Genomic DNA, 17025 nt, shown 5'->3' with positions numbered 1-17025 from the left:
ACCGGAGAATAAGAATGACCTCGATGTGGCGTACGTGTGGTTGGGTGTTGGTGGGGAGTGCGCTGATCCTGGCATTGTCGTTGGGCGTGCGACACGGCTTCGGCCTGTTTCTGGCACCCATGAGTGCCGAGTTCGGTTGGGGGCGTGAGACGTTTGCTTTTGCAATCGCTTTGCAGAACCTGATCTGGGGCCTGGCGCAGCCCTTCACCGGCGCCCTGGCTGACCGCTTTGGTGCGGCGAAAGTGGTGCTGATTGGCGGTGTGCTGTACGCGTTGGGCCTGGTGTTCATGGGCTTGTCCGACTCGGCCGTGACCTTGTCCCTGAGTGCCGGCCTGCTGATCGGCATCGGCCTCTCGGGCACGTCGTTCTCGGTGATCCTCGGCGTGGTCGGTCGTGCCGTGCCGCCGGAGAAACGCAGCATGGGCATGGGCATCGCCAGCGCTGCAGGTTCGTTTGGTCAATTCGCCATGTTGCCCGGTACGCTGGGGTTGATCGGCTGGCTGGGCTGGTCCGCGGCATTGCTGGTGCTGGGCCTGCTGGTGGCGCTGATCATTCCGCTGGTGAGCATGCTCAAGGACAAACCGCTGCCAGTCCTCGGTCATGAACAAACCCTCTCCGAAGCGCTGCGCGAAGCCTGCTCCCATTCGGGGTTCTGGCTGTTGGCCTTCGGCTTTTTTGTTTGCGGTTTCCAGGTGGTATTCATCGGTGTGCACTTGCCGGCGTATCTGGTGGATCAGCACCTTCCGGCTACGGTGGGCACCACGGTGCTGGCGCTGATCGGGCTGTTCAATATCTTCGGCACGTACACCGCGGGATGGCTCGGCGGTCGTATGTCCAAACCGCGCTTGCTCACCGGTTTATACCTGCTGCGGGCGGTGGTGATTGCGTGGTTTCTATGGGCGCCGGTCACCACGACCACCGCTTACGTGTTCGGCATGGCCATGGGTTTCCTTTGGCTGTCGACCGTGCCGTTGACCAACGGCACGGTAGCGACCTTGTTCGGTGTGCGAAATCTGTCCATGCTCGGTGGGATTGTTTTCCTCTTCCACCAGCTCGGTTCGTTCCTCGGCGGCTGGTTGGGTGGCGTGGTGTATGACCGAACCGGGAGCTATGACTTGATCTGGCAAGTGGCGATTCTCTTGAGCCTGTTGGCCGCCGCCCTGAACTGGCCGGTGCGTGAGCAGCCGGTTGCGCGCCTGCAAACCCGGATGAGTGCGATATGAACAGCCTCTTGCCGCGGATAGCAATCGCCGCTGTCGGCGCCTTGCTGCTGGCCCTGGCTTGGTGGGGTTGGCATCAGGGCGGACTGGCATTGATGCAGTTGGGCATGGGCGCTTGCTAGGAACCGGCGTGGGCGAGTAACTTCGTTTGTGACCATTGAACAAGGATGCACCGACATGCTGATGCGCTGGATTGCAGTCCCCGCGTTGCTGATGGCGTTTACCGGATTGGCACAAGCGGCCGAATGCCCTGAACTGTTGCAGGGCTCGTTGCCCAAGTTGCGCGCTAAGGAATCTATCGACCTGTGCCAACGGTTTGAGGGTAAACCGCTGGTGGTGGTCAATACCGCAAGCTTCTGCGGCTTTGCCCCGCAGTTCAAAAGCCTTGAGGCGCTGAATCAGCGTTACAAGGATCAGGGGCTGGAGGTAATCGGCGTTCCGTCCAATGACTTCAAGCAAGAGTCCAAGGACGGCGCTGAGACCGCCAAGGTCTGCTACGTGAACTACGGCGTGACGTTCACCATGACCGAGCCGCAGAAAGTCCGCGGCGACGACGCGACGCACCTGTTCAAGGTCCTGGCCAAACTCCAGTGCGCCGAAGTGGAATTTCTATAAATACGTGGTTGATCGCAAGGGCAAGGTGATTGCCAATTTCTCGAGCCTGACCAAGCCCGACGATCCTGATTTCATCGCGGCGGTGGAAAAGGCCCTGGCTTCGCAACCCTGATCGACGCCCATTAAAAAGCCCCGCCTCTGTACAAGAGAGCGGGGCTTTTTTGATTCAGGTGGCGAGTGGTTCAGGCTCGCTGTGAATCATCAGAAGCGGTAGGTCGCACCTACACCGAAACCGTTAGCATAGTTTTCATACTTGGCGTTGTAGTTCTGGCCACGGTTGTTGCTGTTGTCGACTTTGACCGACTCTTCACGCAGGTACGAGTACGCGACGTCGATGGTCAGGTCGTCGGTCGGGCTCCAGCCAGCGCCCAGGCTGAAAATCTTGCGATCGCCAGTCGGAATGCGCGGGGAGCGGTCGGTGTTGTTGGTCGGTGCCTGGTCGACGGACAGACCGGTACGCAATACCCACTGCTTGTTCAGCTGGTAGGACGCGCCAATGGCGTGAGCCCAGGTGTCGTGCCAGTTCTGTTCTTCGGTGATGGTGCCGAACTGACTGTTCAGGATCGCCGGAACTCCTTTGTTATCGACAGTAATTTCTTTCAGGCGGCTCCAGCGAGTCCAGGTGCTGCCTGCGTAGAGGGTCCACTTGTCGTCCAGCTGGTGAGTGACCGAGAAGTCCACCGATTCAGGGGTGGTCAGGTCCAGCGACGCGTCGTACTTCTGGCTTGGATTCTGACCCACAGCCCCGAGCACGTTGTAGTTGACCTTGGTGTTACCCTCGAGCTTGTACTTCACTTTCGAGTGGTAGGTCAGGCCGACGCGAGTGCTGTCGGTGGCTTGAACCAGCAAACCGATGTTGTAGCCCAGTGCGGTGTCGTCACCTTCGATCTTGACCTTGCCGTCTGGCGCGGCCTGGGTAATCGACAGGTTCGATTCCAGGGTGCCGTCGATGCGGTTGATGGTCGGGCCGAAACCGATGGACACCTTGTCGTTGAAGGCGTAGCTGACAGTCGGTTGCAGGGTGACGATCTTGACTTCGCTCTTGCTGCCAAAGTAACGGCCGGCAAAGCCGTTCTCGTAGTCGGTCACCAGGCCGAATGGAGCGTAGACGCCGAAACCGACTGCCCAGTGGTCATCGATTGGCTTGACGTAGTAACCCATCGGCACGCCCATGAAAGGGACCATGTCACCTTTGTTGCTACCGCCATTCGGGCTGGAGCTGGCGTCACTGATGTCAGTGTGCGCGTCGATGAATGCAACACCGCCGGTCACTTGTTCGCGCTTGAGGCGAGACATGCCTGCAGGGTTGCCAGCAATGGTGGATGCGTCGTCGGCAGAGGAAGATCGCCCGGCAAAACCTGTTCCCATCCCGCTGATGCTTTGTTCGTTGAGGGCAAAGCCACTTGCGAAGATCTGGGTGGATGCCATGGCAACGGCGAGGCTAATGGTGGTTTTGAGCATTACTTTTTTCATTATTAGAACTCCTGGTGATCACCGGGGCGAAAATTACCAACATTTTCGTCCCAGCGCTATAGGCTGTATGGCTTGAGTTAGAGCGGTTTTGTAGGACAATCCGACCAGAATCGCGACCCAATGCAGGATCTTTGGAAACCGGTGGGTCAGCAGGCGACCTGATTCAGGGGTGAAACACAGGATTGCCAAGCGTCGGTGAAGTCGCGCAGGCGTCCTTGAGGTTGAAAAGTCTGGCGCCAGATTCGGGCCATTCCCAACAAGTCATCCGCGGCGGGGAGGGGGGTGTTCTGTTCTTCCACCAGCAGCCAGGCGATGGCAGTGGCGTAACGCAGGTTGACGGTCAATTCCAGGTGCGGCCCGCTGAGAAAGGCGTGCTGGCTGGCCAGGCCGCGCACGAGGCTTGCGCGTTCCGGGTCCAGTGCCAGGTAGTGATCCCAGAGTGCCTGGTGGCGGGGTTCGGCGATTCGGTACAGGCCGTGTCCACGGCGGTCATGCAGGGCGGAACCAAGGGCTGACTGGCTGGCGGCAATGCCCAGCAGCAGGGATTCGGCAGTTGCGCTATGGCGTCCCAGGTAAATCAATGTCGGACGGATCACATAACGGCACAGTTCGCTGGCAGCGATACCCATAAAGCCCTCGAAACATTAAATGGGCGGCGATGCCTGAAGGTAGCGTTGGCAGCGGGTGAATCGAATCAGGCTCGCCGGAAGCGGATCAAGCCGCTTGAGTTGAAGTGTAGTGTCATATTCGCGCCGTAAAGGACTGTTTTTAAAATATTTCTGGCTTCCTGTTATAACCGTTATATCGGTTAGTGCTTAGCCGCAGGGGTTGCGATGGCAAATCGCGGGCAATAAAAAGCCCCGCTTTTCGAGCAGGGCTTTTGAGGTTTTCAGCCTTTCTGGCGTATCAGGCAACCAGTGCCTGACGGGTACGCTCGATCACGGCCTGCAGCGGCTCAGCGCTGGAGTATTGATCGGGGTAAAGGCGTTCGCTGTGACGAGCGATGCCGTGTTCGTTAACCAGAGTGAAACTGAAGCAGCCTTTGCGAGCGGCCATGATCAGGCAGTTCATTGGTGCAAAAGCGTTGGTTAGGGTGCGAATGGCATCCTGGGTGTGGATTTGAGTAGTCATTGAATGGGTGTTCCTACAAGCGACACGGATAAGAGCCGTGCAAAATTAAAACGTTCCAGTGACGACGACCACCATTGGTCGAACGAAGAACCCGACTGGAACAAAGCAGCCAGTTTGAAGCGCTGATAATTGGCGCGCTTGGGCTGGCAGGTAGGTACTTAGGAGTGCAGGCAACACATCAAGGGCAAAGGTTCTGGGCCCGGGGTGAAGATCCTGATCAATTTGCAGGCTGGTTCGGTCAGAGTAAGTGAGCTTCGCAACACCCTTTGCATTCGATTCAAAGGCTGTGTTGGCGCAAGGTTTACCTGGAAACCATCGAGGTGGTCGATCCCGCTTGTTCGGTAGAGGCTTCCTTTGGGAAGGCTGACCGGGAGGATTTGTTCGACCAGAATTGACTTTCAGCTTGGTACTAACGCCGCGGATACTAACGGAACAAGCTAGCGAAGGGAAGAGTGGAAGCAAAATAAATCCCGTGCCTCGCTATTGCGCTCCGTATTGGGCCATTTTCCGACCACTGGTCAGCGAACCGGCATGAGCCTGGAACAAGGGTTCGCCGGGGTTATCCCCAGAAACGTCCGACAAAACGATACGAAAAAGCGCGTAGATATAACTGCCAAGAAGGTACTTGTGCACATAAGTTGCGCAGTCTGTAACCGGACTGTCATCCACGCGCCGACCACAGTGGGTGCCTGTAATGAAAATTTAAGTCAATGAAAAACATCGCTTTTTTTTACTGGTGAAAAAATCGTCAGTTTGACTGCGAGCCCCATTCCACAGGGCTTTGCGCGAGTTCAAGGGCGGTTGTCCACTGAGTTATCCACAGCTTCTGTGGATTGTCCCGAGCGCTTGCTCTAGGACGGGCGTGCCGGGATTTTTTAGGCTTTACCTGTAAGAAAAAAAGAGTAGAGTGGCGCGCCTTCCGAACTGCCCCACAGTGCTTTATGAAGTTTCGCTCCGTATCAGTTGCTGCCACCTCCACACCTCCCGTTGTTACCCCTCCAAAACGCTTTTCGATGCGCGTGGCGGAATGGTTGCTGGATAGTCCGCGCCTGGGTGAAAACACCAACGTCAAGCACTTCGCCGGACGTTTGCTCAAACAGCCTGCCCGTGAAGGTGTGGTGGCCGCGCAAAGTCGTCTCGGCCAGCTGATGTGCCGCGAATGCGGCAATGCCCGCGATCGCCGCATTGGCCAGGACCTGTTGCGCCAGGCCGCGCGAGCAGGCGATCGACGCGCCCAGCAGGAACTGGGCCTGATCGAAGACTGAGCTGTCCAAGTTCCGACGCCTTGGTTAACCTTCAAGCTTTATCTCATTGGCAGGAGTCGCTATGGCTATGGACTTGACCAGCATCTTGCTGGGTCTGGCGGGCGCTGCACTGCCATTGCTGGTACTGGCCTGGCAAATCCAGCGCCGTGCGAGCGCGGGGCAAGCCGAGCTGGCCATGCTGGAAGAGCGATTGGCCATGTCGCAACTGGCGCAGGACGGCTTGAATGCCCAGCTCGAAACCTGTCGCGATGAAATCGGTGATCTGGGCCAGGCCAACGCCGCCAAGCAGGCAGAAATGGCCGCCATGCGCCGTGAAATTGAACTGCTGCAAATCGAGCGCGATGACGCCCGCGACGCGTCCCACGCCTGGAACATCGAGCGCGCCGGCAAAGAAGCCGAGCTGCGGCGCCTGGACGCCCAGGCGGCCTCGCTCAACGCCGAGCTGCGCGAGCAGCAGGACAGCCATCAGAAACGCCTGAACGACCTGCAAGGCTCGCGAGACGAGCTGCGAGCCCAGTTCGCCGAATTGGCGGGCAAGATCTTCGACGAGCGTGAGCAGCGTTTCGCCGAAACCAGCCAGCAGCGTCTGGGCCAGTTGCTCGATCCGTTGAAGGAACGCATCCAATCGTTCGAAAAACGCGTCGAGGAAAGCTATCAGGCGGAAGCCCGCGAACGGTTTTCCCTGGCCAAAGAGTTGGAGCGCCTGCAGCAACTGAACCTGCGGCTAAGCGACGAAGCCACCAACCTCACCCGCGCGTTGAAAGGGCAGAAAACCCAGGGCAACTGGGGCGAGCTGATTCTTGAGCGCGTGCTCGAACACGCCGGGCTGGAGAAGGGTCGCGAGTACCAGACCCAGGTCAACCTCAAGGGCCCGGACGGTGAGCGTTTCCAGCCGGACGTGATCATTTATCTGCCGGGCGACAAGCAGGTGGTGGTCGACTCCAAAGTCAGCCTCACGGCCTATCAGCAATACGTGGCGGCCGAGGACGATGCCATCGGCCAGATCGCCATCAAGCAGCACGTGCTGTCGCTGCGCAATCACGTCAAAGGCCTGTCGGGCAAGGATTACAAGCGACTCGACGGCTTGCATAGCCTGGATTTCGTCTTGCTCTTCGTGCCGATCGAAGCGGCATTTTCCGCAGCCTTGCAGGCTGAGCCTACCCTGTTCCAGGAAGCCTTCGACCGCAACATCGTCATCGTCAGCCCGACCACGTTGCTGGCGACTCTGCGAGTCATCGACAGTCTGTGGAAGCAAGAGCGCCAGAGCCAGAACGCCCGGGAAATTGCCGAGCGCGCCGGATGGCTGTACGACAAGTTCGTGTTGTTCATCCAGGACCTGGACGAAGTCGGCAATCGCCTGCAGCAACTGGACAAGGCCTACAGCTCAGCGCGCAACAAGCTGACAGAAGGGCGCGGCAACCTGGTCAGCCGCAGTGAGCAGTTGAAATTGCTGGGCGCGCGAGCCAGCAAGAGCTTGCCGGCGGATCTGCTGGAGCGGGCGATGACCGATGTCGATGGGTTGGCTGAACTGCCCGAGTAAGCAAGTCACCACCTGACCTTTGTGGCGAGGGAGCTTGCGCCCGTTGGGCTGCAGAGCAGCCCCAAGTGCTGGCACGATGACTATCAGGTATACCGAGCTGTCTGATTGACGACTGCTGCGCAGCCGAGCGGGAGCAAGCTCCCTCGCCACAGGTTTTGTGTGGTCAGAAGGACCGCATCACAACGGCAAATGCCGACTCAACAACGCCCGCAACGCCGCCGGCTTCACCGGTTTGGCCAGGTAATCCAGGCCCGCCGCATGCACCTGGGCCACCGTCTCCGGCCGGCCATCGGCACTGATCACCACGCCAGGCACCGGCTCCCCAAGTTGGGTGCGCAACCACGCCATCAACTCGGTCCCGGTCTCGCCATGGTCCAGGTGGTAATCCACCAGCGCCAATTGCGGACGTACCCCGTCGTTCAACAGCGCCGCGCATTCATCACGATTGCGCGCGGTCCAGACCTGGCAACCCCAGCGTGTCAGCAGACTGTTCATGCCGATCAGGATGCTGTCTTCGTTATCGATACACAGCACCTGCGCGCCGTTCAACACATGACCGTTGAGTTCGGCGACCTTGGCCGGCGCGACGGTTTGTGCCCGTGCCAGCGGCACGCTGACACTGAACACGCTACCGCGTCCCGGCCAGGACCGTACGCGCAAGGTATGGCCCAGCACGCGACACAGCCCATCGGCAATTGCCAGCCCCAGGCCCAGGCCTTTTTCGGCGCGCGTCTGGTGGCTGTCGAGGCGTTTGAATTCTTCGAAAATCACCTGTTGTTTGTCTTCAGGAATACCCGGCCCACGGTCCCAGACCTCCAGGCACAACTCGCCCTTGCGTCGCCGCACACCGAGCAGCACCGGCCCCTTGGCGTAGCGGAACGCGTTGGTCAGGAAGTTCTGCAGGATCCGTCGCAGCAGTTTGATGTCGCTGTCGACCCGCAAGGTGCTGCCCCGCACACGGAATGTCAGCCCTTGCTCCTGCGCCAGTGCCTTGAATTCGGCGCCGAGCGCATTGAACAACTCATTAAGCACAAAGGGTTTGGGATCCGGGTTGATCTTGCCGTTTTCCAGACGGGAAATGTCCAGCAGGTCACTGATCAGATCCTCGGCCGAGCGCAGCGAACTGTCCAGGTGATGCACCAGTTTCTGCGCTTCGCTGGACAGGCCATCGTCTTGATGAGAGAGGGCGGCGGAGAACAGGCGTGCGGCATTCAACGGCTGCATCAAATCATGGCTGACCGCTGCCAGAAAACGGGTTTTCGACTGGTTGGCCGACTCGGCGGTGCCCTTGGCTTCGGTCAGGGCCACGTTGAGTTGGGACAGTTCGTGAGTCCGTGCGGTGACGCGCTGCTCAAGGCCTTCATTGGCTTCAGTCAGCGCCTGCTCGGCCTCGCGGAACGCGGTGATGTCGGTGAAACTCATGACGAAACCACCGCCGGGCATCGGGTTGCCGATCAGTTCGATCACACGCCCGTTGGGGAAAAGTCTTTCAGAGGTGTGGGCGCGCCCCTGACGCATCCAGTGCAAGCGGCGGGCGACGTGCACTTCGGCTTCGCCGGGCCCGCACAGTCCGCGCTCGGCGTTGTAGCGAATGATGTCGGCAATCGGTCGGCCGAGCCGGATCAGCCCATCCGGGTAATTGAATAACTCCAGATAGCGCCGGTTCCAGGCCACCAGTTTCAGCGACTGGTCGACCACACTGATGCCTTGGGTAATGTTTTCGATAGCGCCTTGCAACAGGGCGCGGTTGAACTGCAACACTTCCGAGGCTTCGTCGGCGATGCGCACGACATCCTCTAGCTGCATTTCCCGACCTTCGATGGCGGCTTTTACCACGGCGCGTGTCGAGGACGCGCCCAGTACGCCGGCCAGCAAGCGTTCGGTATGGGCGATCCATTCGCTGTCAGCGTTCTGATTCGGGTTGAAGCCTTTGCCTTGGCGGTAGGCAAAACGGATGAAGCTCTGCCGCGATCGTTCTTCACCGACGAAACGGGCGGCCAGTTGCAGCAAATCTTCAATCTGCACCGCCAGCATCGAACGGGCGCTGGGGCGAGCGCTGATTTCCTGGCCGATGAAACGCCCGGCCTGCCAGTGCTCCGACACCCTCGTGCGTGACAGCACCGACACCCAGGCGAACAGCGTGAAGTTGGCCGCCAGCGACAACACCACGCCTTGTGTGAGTGGGGTGAGTGGCAGGTTCAGCGGGTTGCTGTGCAACCACGCCAGCCCCGGGAAACTGCTCAGGGACAGGCCGAGGCTGTGCGCCGCAATCGGCAGAATCAGGGTGTAGAACCAGAGGAATGTGCCGGCGGCGAGGCCCGCGAATACGCCCCGGCGGTTGGCTTGTTTCCAGTACAGCGCGCCCAGCATGGCGGGGGCCAGTTGGGTCACGGCGGCGAAGGCGATCTGGCCGATGGTCGCCAGGCTCGCGGTGGAGCCGAGCAGGCGATAACTGACGTAAGCCAGCAACAGAATCACCACGATGCTGACCCGGCGCACCGAGAGCATCCATTGGCGGAACACTTCGAATGGTCGCTCAGCGTTGTTTCGGCGCAGCAGCCACGGCAGCAACATGTCGTTGGAGACCATGGTCGACAGCGCCACGCTGGCAACGATCACCATGCCGGTCGCCGCCGAAGCACCGCCGATAAAGGCCAGCATTGCCAAGGCCGGGTGGGCTTGAGCCAGCGGCAGGCTGATGACAAAAGAGTCCGGCAGGACCGAGCTGGGCAGCAGCATCTGGCCCGCGAGGGCGATCGGTACGACAAACAACGCCGCCAGCGCCAGGTAAGCCGGGAACACCCATTTCGCCAGGCGCAAATCCTGAGGGTCGATATTTTCCACCACCGTCACGTGGAACTGCCGCGGCAGGCAGATGATCGCCATCATCGCTACGCCGGTCTGCACCACCATCGACGGCCAGTTGATGGTTTCCTTCCAGTACGCCTCCAGGCGCGGGGCGAGCATGGCCTGATCGAACAGGTCGTCAAACCCGTCGTACAGGCCGTAGGTCACGAACGCGCCGACCGCGAGAAACGCGAACAGCTTGACCAGTGATTCGAAGGCAATCGCGAGCACCATGCCGCGGTGGTGTTCCGTGGCATCGAGGTTGCGAGTACCGAAGACAATGGTGAACAGCGCCAACGCCAGCGACACGATCAGTGCCGTGTCCTGAGCGCGGGTGCCCATGGCGTCGGCACCGGCGCCGATCAGCAGGTTGACCCCGAGGACGATGCCCTTGAGCTGCAAGGCGATGTAAGGCAGCACGCCCACCAGACAGATCAGCGCCACCACCACGGCCAGCGACTGGGATTTGCCGTAACGGGCGGCGATGAAGTCGGCGATGGAGGTGATGTTCTCCTGCTTGCTGATCATCACCATTTTTTGCAGGACCCACGGCGCGCAAACCAGCAGCAGGATCGGCCCGAGGTAGATCGGCAGGAAAGACCAGAGTTGTTCGGCGGCCTGGCCCACGGCGCCAAAGAAGGTCCAGCTGGTGCAGTAGACCGCCAGCGACAGGCTGTACACCCACGCGCGCACTCGCGGCGGCAACGGTGTGCTGCGACGGTCGCCGTAAAAGGCGATGGCGAACATGATGGCCATATAGGCCAGGGCGACGGCGGCGATCAGCCCGCTGGACAGCGACATGGGAACTCCAGACAAAAGACACCCGGGACTCCCGCCCGGACAGACAGTCTCGCACGATGGCCGGGGTTCGTCAGTGTCGACCAAGGTCGTGGCGTGGCGGGGTGTCGCAGGGGGGTTGTCTGTGGGGTCTTTGTCGTCATTGCGGGCCTCATCGCGAGCAGGCTCGCTCCCACATTGGATCTGTGTCGTTCACAAATTCCCTGTGGGAGCGAGCCTGCTCGCGATTGGCGGCGTTACTGGTTCAACGCAATCTCGATCAACCAATGCAACTCCTCTACCTCCAGCGGCGCCGCTGAAAACAGGATACGAAACACCGTTGGCGCCGCCACCAGGTTGATCAATCGATCAACGCTCGGCTTCGGCTGATCCGGGTAGCGATCCAGAATCGTCTGCAACTGCCCACCAATGATCGTCGCGCAATAGACCGGTGTGGTGCTGCATTGCACGTCGCGCAGCATGTTGCGGCCGGGCTCGGAACTCATCTCGTCCAGATACTGCTCCGCCCAGGCCCGCACATCACTGCTCAGGCTGCCGGTGTTCACCGGTTCGCTTTCCGGGCGCAGGCGGGCGAGGGCGACGTCGGCCAGCAGCGTCGACAAATCGCCCCAACGCCGATATATCGTCGACGGCGTCACCCCCGCGCGCGCAGCGATTTGCGGCACGGTTACGGTCGAGCGCTCCTGCTCTTCAAGCAGATCGCGGACAGCCGAATGAATCGACTCTTGCACCCGGGCACTTCGGCCACCGGGCCGTAAACCTTCTTTAATAGCCATACGGCGGACCTTAACACAAAGAATTTGCTTTAAGCGCTGGCCAGGAGCACACTCCGCAAAAGCAACAAATTAGCTTTTGCGGAGTGTGCGCATGTCCAGCTCTACATCAAACCGTTCCAGCCTGTGGTTTCTGGCGATCACTTTACTGAGTTTCCTCGCCGCTTCCACTGCGCCGACGCCTCTGTATCACTTGTACCAGGAACACCTGCAATTTTCGGCAGCGACCCTGACCCTGATCTTCGGCGTGTACGCCATCAGCTTGCTCGCGGCACTGCTCACCGTCGGTTCGCTTTCGGATTACCTGGGGCGTAAACCGGTGATTTTCACCGCTGTACTGCTGAACATGCTGGCGATGCTGCTGTTCATCAATGCGGACAGCGTCGCCTGGTTGATCAGTGCTCGAGTGCTTCAAGGCTTTGCTACCGGGATGGCGACGGCTGTATTGGGCGCCGCGCTGCTCGATACCGATCGTCAGCAAGGCCCGCTGGTCAATAGCGTCGCGCCGCTGCTGGGCATGGCGGCCGGCGCCATGGGCTGCGGCTTGTTGGCCGAGTTTGCGCCGCTGCCGCTGCAATTGACCTTTTGGGTGCTGCTCGCGTTGTTCGGGTTGCAGGCGCTGTACGTCTGGCGTCTGCCGGAAAGCGTCAGCCCACAACCGGGGGCGCTGGCTTCGCTGCGTCCGACCTTGCATGTGCCCGTCCAGGCGCGGCGTGCGTTGTGGCTGGTGCTGCAGCTTAACACCGCGGCGTGGGCGCTCGGCGGTTTCTACGCCTCCCTCGCTCCGTCCCTTGTGCGGACGGCCACCGGCTCGACTTCGAATCTGATTGGCGGTGCGACAGTGGCGGCGCTGACCGTCACCGGCGCCTTGATGATCTACTCCTTGCGCAGTCGCCCGGCGGACAAAGTCCTGCGGATCGGCGCGAGCATTCTGCCCGTGGGCGTGGCGCTGATTCTGCTGGCGGTCCACAGCGCCAGCCTGCCGCTGTTTTTCATCGGGACGCTGGTGGCCGGTTGCGGTTTCGGCGCCAGTTTCCTCGGCGCGTTGCGCAGTGTCGTGCCGCTGGCCTTACCTCACGAACGCGCCGGGTTGATGTCGGCGTTTTATGTGCTCAGCTATCTGGCGTTCTGCCTGCCGTCGTTGCTGGCGGGGAACCTGACGCGGGCCTTTGGTCTGGTGGCGACGACCGATGGCTATGGCGCCGTGCTGATTGTCCTGTCGATCGGCGCTCTGCTCGCGTTGATGCGTCAGCAGCCTGTCAAAGTCTCTGGCGTCGATGTTCGATGACCGCTAGCCTTGGCGTCGTCATTCCTTTCGACGGACCGCCCCGATGAAGATCATCCGCAGCAAATCCTTCACCGCTGACCGTGCCTGGGGCGCCCTGGATATCGCCAACATGAACGGCATCACCACCCGGTTGCACTGGACCGATCAGCCGTATAAATGGCACGTCAACGATGGGCAGGAAGTGTTCGTCGTGCTCGATGGACAGGTGCAGATGCGCTATCGCGAACAGGGCGTCGAAAAACAAACGCTGCTCGACGTCGGCGATATCTTTTATGCGTCGGTCGGCACTGAACACGTCGCCCATCCGCAAGGTGCGGCGAGAATTCTGGTGATCGAAACTGAAGGCAGCGTCTGACCGTGTATCTACAAAACAGATAACAGTTAGAGATATTACCCGTTATATAGATATTCGATTCGGATCTACCATGAATTCCACCTCAAAAGAGGAGAGGAATTCGCCATGCCATGCCCCAACACCACCACGCTCGGTTTCAAACCGCTCAGCCATTTGCAGCACCCGCTGGAAGCCATTCGCCAATTCACGCCCAACTGGTTCGCCGCGACCATGGGCACTGGCGTGCTGGCATTGGCGCTGGCGCAATTGCCCTTTGCCATGCCCGGTCTGCACGCGGTAGCTGAAGGCCTGTGGCTGCTCAATATCTGCCTGTTTGCGGTGTTCACCGCCGCGTACGCAGCGCGCTGGGTGTTGTTCTTCGATGAAGCGCGACGGATTTTCGGCCACTCCACAGTCTCGATGTTTTTCGGCACCATCCCCATGGGTTTGGCGACCATCATCAACGGCTTCCTGGTGTTCGGCTTGCCGCGTTGGGGCGAGGGTGTGATTCATGTCGCCGAAGTGCTGTGGTGGCTCGATGTGGCCATGTCTGTGGCCTGCGGTGTGCTGATTCCGTACATGATGTTCACGCGTCAGGAACACAGCATCGACCAGATGACAGCGGTGTGGCTGTTGCCGGTGGTCGCGGCGGAAGTGGCCGCCGCCAGCGGTGGTCTGCTGGCACCGCACTTGGTCGATGCTCATTCGCAGCTGGTGGTGCTGACGACCAGCTACGTGCTGTGGGCCTTTTCCTTGCCGGTCGCATTCAGCATTCTGACGATTCTGTTGCTGCGCATGGCGCTGCATAAACTGCCTCACGAGAACATGGCCGCCTCCAGCTGGCTGGCGCTGGGGCCGATCGGCACAGGGGCGTTGGGCATGTTGCTGCTGGGCGCCGACGCGCCGGCCATTTTCACGGCCAACGGCCTGCCGGGTATCGGTGAAATTGCCGCCGGACTGGGGCTGGTGGCCGGGATCACACTGTGGGGTTTCGGCTTCTGGTGGATGCTGATGGCCTTGCTGATCACCGTGCGTTACCTGCGCGACGGTATCCCGTTCAACCTGGGTTGGTGGGGCTTCACCTTCCCGCTGGGCGTCTATTCTCTGACAACGTTGAAACTGGGCAGCACCTTGAACCTGACGTTTTTCAGTGTCTTCGGCTGCGTGCTGGTGGCGATGCTGGCGGTGATGTGGCTGATCGTCTCCAAACGCACGGTGCAAGGCGCATGGCGGGGCGAGTTATTTGTCTCGCCGTGCATTGCAGGATTAAAGAAATAAGCGGCAAAGATTAGGTAATGTGTGGCCTGAATCGACGTTCGATATTCCAATAACAAATCGCCACGCCACTCACTACCCAACATCAGGGACACATGGAAGATGAGCCACCCCTCACAGTTCACCTTGCTTCGCACACGGCGCTTCCTGCCGTTCTTCGTCACGCAGTCCCTCGGGGCATTCAACGACAACATCTTCAAGCAGTCGTTGATCCTCGCCATTCTGTACAAGCTGACGATCGAGGGTGACCGTTCGATCTGGGTCAACCTGTGCGCGCTGCTGTTTATCCTGCCGTTCTTTCTGTTCTCGGCGCTGGCCGGCCAGTTCGGGGAAAAGTTCGCCAAGGACGCGCTGATTCGTCTGATCAAGCTCGGGGAAATCGCCATCATGGCGGTCGGTGCGGTCGGTTTCATGTTCGATCACCTGTCGCTGATGCTGGTCGCGCTGTTCGCCATGGGCACGCACTCGGCGCTGTTCGGGCCGGTGAAATACTCGATCCTGCCCCAGGCCCTGCGTGAAGAAGAGCTGGTGGGTGGCAACGGGCTGGTGGAAATGGGCACGTTTCTGGCGATCCTCGCGGGGACCATTGGCGCCGGGATCATGATGTCGTCCAGTCATTACGCGGCCATCGTTTCCACCGCGATCCTCGGTGTTGCGGTGCTCGGTTACCTGGCCAGTCGCAGCATTCCCCGGGCGGCGGCCTCATCGCCGCAAATGCGCCTGAACTGGAACATCTTCAGTCAATCCTGGGCCACCTTGAAACTGGGTCTGGGGCAGACGCCTGCGGTGTCGCGATCCATCGTCGGCAACTCGTGGTTCTGGTTTGTCGGGGCGATTTACCTGACGCAGATCCCGGCGTATGCCAAGGAATGGATGCACGGCGACGAGACCGTGGTGACGCTGATTCTGACGGTGTTTTCGGTGGGTATCGCACTCGGCTCGATGCTCTGCGAGAAACTCTCCGGGCGCAAAGTCGAAATCGGCCTGGTGCCGTTCGGCTCGTTTGGCCTGACGGTGTTTGGCTTGCTGCTGTGGTGGCATTCCGGCGGTATTCCAGACAGCGTCGACGGCCATGGCTGGATCGACATCCTTGGTTTTGGCCACACCTGGTTGGTGCTGATCGACATTCTGGGGCTGGGGATTTTCGGCGGTTTCTACATTGTGCCGCTGTACGCGCTGATTCAGTCGCGCACCCCTGAAAACGAGCGGGCGCGGGTGATTGCCGCCAACAACATTCTCAACGCCCTGTTCATGGTGGTGTCGGCGATTGTCTCGATCGTTTTGCTGAGCATGGTCAAGCTGTCGATCCCGCAGCTGTTTCTGGTGGTGTCGCTGCTGAACATCGGCGTCAACGCCTACATCTTCAGCATCGTCCCGGAATTCACCATGCGCTTCATGATCTGGCTGCTCAGCCATTCCATGTCCCGCGTGGAGCATCGCAACCTTGATCTGATCCCCGATGAAGGCGCGGCATTGCTGGTCTGCAACCATGTGTCGTTCGTCGACGCGTTGCTGATTGGCGGCGCGGTGCGGCGGCCGATTCGCTTTGTCATGTACTACAAGATCTACAACCTGCCGGTGCTGAACTTTATCTTTCGCACGGCGGGGACGATTCCGATCGCGGGGCGCCAGGAAGACATTCAAATCTACGAAAAAGCCTTCAAGCGGATCGCCCAATATCTGAAGGACGGCGAGCTGGTGTGCATCTTCCCGGAAGGCAAGTTGACCGCTGACGGGGAGATGAGCGAGTTCAAGGGCGGGCTGGTGCGGATTCTCGAAGAGACACCGGTGCCGGTGATTCCGCTGGCGTTGCAAGGGTTGTGGGGGAGTTTCTTCAGCCGCGATCCGGGCAAGGGGTTGTTTCGGCGGTTGTGGTCGCGGGTGACGTTGGTGGCGGGGCCGGCGGTGGCGGTTGAGGCGGCGGAGCCGGCGACATTGCAGGCGATGGTTGGGGATTTGCGCGGCACAGTTAGATAGTGGGTGTATTTGCGGGCCTCATCGTCGGAACGCCGCCCGGAGCCGGCTCGCTCCCACATTGGATCTGTGTGATTCACAAATCCCTGTGGGAGCGAGCCTGCTCGCGATGGCGGTCTAAAGCTAAGCGCTAACCTTCAGGCCAATCAGCCCGGCAATAATCAACGCCACACTGGCCAGCCTGAACAGCGCCATGGATTCACCAAACAGAATGATCCCGGCGATGACCGTGCCCACCGCGCCGACACCCGTCCAGATCGCATAGGCCGTGCCCAGCGGCAACTCCTTCATGGCAAGGCCCAGCAAACCAAGGCTGATGGCCATGGCGGCAACGGTCAAAGCGGTGGGGAGAGGGCGGCTGAAACCGTCGGTGTATTTCAGGCCGACGGCCCAGCCCACTTCGAACAGGCCAGCAAAAAACAGAATGATCCAGGACATGAGAGACCTCCATCGATTGACGGGGTCGTCCCCAGATTAATGACTCGATCGAGC

At 60.0% G+C, this 17025-nt stretch carries 14 protein-coding genes and 1 pseudogene; 9 read left to right on the top strand and 6 right to left on the bottom strand.

Annotated features, from left to right (window positions below):
* The first annotated feature begins 14 nt into the window (after positions 1 to 14).
* The 3 genes and pseudogenes from ACRC4F_RS19235 to ACRC4F_RS19225 all read left to right on the top strand — a co-directional run bounded on the left by ACRC4F_RS19235 (position 15) and on the right by ACRC4F_RS19225 (position 1947).
* Entirely contained in the window at positions 15 to 1223 is a 1209-nt protein-coding gene (locus ACRC4F_RS19235) for an MFS transporter (protein ID WP_438660759.1), read from the top strand.
* Positions 1220 to 1342 (top strand): hypothetical protein, encoded by a 123-nt coding sequence (locus ACRC4F_RS19230; protein ID WP_438660758.1) that lies wholly within the window; start codon positions 1220 to 1222, stop codon positions 1340 to 1342. Before ACRC4F_RS19235 ends, ACRC4F_RS19230 begins: the two co-directional genes overlap by 4 nt.
* 55 nt (positions 1343 to 1397) lie before the next feature.
* Positions 1398 to 1947 (top strand): annotated as a pseudogene (locus ACRC4F_RS19225) (glutathione peroxidase).
* Between the two features lie 89 nt (positions 1948 to 2036).
* On the opposite strand, the gene ACRC4F_RS19220 reads toward ACRC4F_RS19225, so the two are convergent.
* The 3 genes from ACRC4F_RS19220 to ACRC4F_RS19210 all read right to left on the bottom strand — a co-directional run bounded on the left by ACRC4F_RS19220 (position 2037) and on the right by ACRC4F_RS19210 (position 4439).
* Positions 2037 to 3308 (bottom strand): OmpP1/FadL family transporter, encoded by a 1272-nt coding sequence (locus ACRC4F_RS19220; RefSeq protein ID WP_438660757.1) that lies wholly within the window; start codon positions 3306 to 3308, stop codon positions 2037 to 2039.
* Between the two features lie 146 nt (positions 3309 to 3454).
* Complete coding sequence (locus ACRC4F_RS19215) at positions 3455 to 3937, bottom strand: hypothetical protein (protein WP_438660756.1); 483 nt, start codon at positions 3935 to 3937, stop codon at positions 3455 to 3457.
* A gap of 277 nt (positions 3938 to 4214) precedes the next feature.
* Complete coding sequence (locus ACRC4F_RS19210; RefSeq protein ID WP_008031832.1) at positions 4215 to 4439, bottom strand: hypothetical protein; 225 nt, start codon at positions 4437 to 4439, stop codon at positions 4215 to 4217.
* Between the two features lie 941 nt (positions 4440 to 5380).
* Between ACRC4F_RS19210 and ACRC4F_RS19205 the strand changes: the two genes are divergently transcribed.
* Positions 5381 to 5704 carry a sel1 repeat family protein gene (locus ACRC4F_RS19205; RefSeq protein WP_438660755.1) on the top strand — a complete coding sequence of 108 codons (324 nt, stop codon included), beginning with the start codon at positions 5381 to 5383 and terminating at the stop codon, positions 5702 to 5704.
* Between the two features lie 175 nt (positions 5705 to 5879).
* Positions 5880 to 7244: a DNA recombination protein RmuC gene (gene rmuC / locus ACRC4F_RS19200; protein WP_438660795.1), complete on the top strand. Its 1365-nt coding sequence runs from the start codon at positions 5880 to 5882 to the stop codon at positions 7242 to 7244.
* A gap of 177 nt (positions 7245 to 7421) precedes the next feature.
* Here the strand turns inward: rmuC and ACRC4F_RS19195 are convergent, their stop codons facing one another.
* Together ACRC4F_RS19195 and ACRC4F_RS19190 are read right to left on the bottom strand one after the other, a co-directional pair.
* Complete coding sequence (locus tag ACRC4F_RS19195) at positions 7422 to 10892, bottom strand: hybrid sensor histidine kinase/response regulator (RefSeq protein WP_438660754.1); 3471 nt, start codon at positions 10890 to 10892, stop codon at positions 7422 to 7424.
* Between the two features lie 233 nt (positions 10893 to 11125).
* Positions 11126 to 11665 (bottom strand): TetR/AcrR family transcriptional regulator, encoded by a 540-nt coding sequence (locus ACRC4F_RS19190; RefSeq protein ID WP_438660753.1) that lies wholly within the window; start codon positions 11663 to 11665, stop codon positions 11126 to 11128.
* Between the two features lie 91 nt (positions 11666 to 11756).
* Between ACRC4F_RS19190 and ACRC4F_RS19185 the strand changes: the two genes are divergently transcribed.
* The 4 genes from ACRC4F_RS19185 to ACRC4F_RS19170 all read left to right on the top strand — a co-directional run bounded on the left by ACRC4F_RS19185 (position 11757) and on the right by ACRC4F_RS19170 (position 16536).
* On the top strand, positions 11757 to 12950 hold the full coding sequence (locus ACRC4F_RS19185; RefSeq protein WP_438660752.1) for an MFS transporter: 1194 nt from the start codon (positions 11757 to 11759) through the stop codon (positions 12948 to 12950).
* Between the two features lie 43 nt (positions 12951 to 12993).
* Positions 12994 to 13305 (top strand): cupin, encoded by a 312-nt coding sequence (locus ACRC4F_RS19180; RefSeq protein ID WP_438660751.1) that lies wholly within the window; start codon positions 12994 to 12996, stop codon positions 13303 to 13305.
* Positions 13306 to 13410: 105 nt separating this feature from the next.
* Positions 13411 to 14562 (top strand): TDT family transporter, encoded by a 1152-nt coding sequence (locus ACRC4F_RS19175; RefSeq protein ID WP_438660750.1) that lies wholly within the window; start codon positions 13411 to 13413, stop codon positions 14560 to 14562.
* A gap of 99 nt (positions 14563 to 14661) precedes the next feature.
* Positions 14662 to 16536 carry an MFS transporter gene (locus tag ACRC4F_RS19170; protein ID WP_438660749.1) on the top strand — a complete coding sequence of 625 codons (1875 nt, stop codon included), beginning with the start codon at positions 14662 to 14664 and terminating at the stop codon, positions 16534 to 16536.
* A 120-nt stretch (positions 16537 to 16656) separates the two neighbouring features.
* On the opposite strand, the gene sugE is transcribed toward ACRC4F_RS19170, so the two are convergent.
* Positions 16657 to 16971: a quaternary ammonium compound efflux SMR transporter SugE gene (sugE, locus tag ACRC4F_RS19165; protein WP_010456757.1), complete on the bottom strand. Its 315-nt coding sequence runs from the start codon at positions 16969 to 16971 to the stop codon at positions 16657 to 16659.
* Positions 16972 to 17025 lie beyond the last annotated feature (54 nt).

It is taken from the genome of Pseudomonas sp., assembly GCF_051660785.1.
GTDB lineage: Bacteria > Pseudomonadota > Gammaproteobacteria > Pseudomonadales > Pseudomonadaceae > Aquipseudomonas.
The sequence above is the reverse complement of the archived record's forward strand: the minus strand, read 5'-3'. Positions and strand labels throughout refer to the sequence as shown.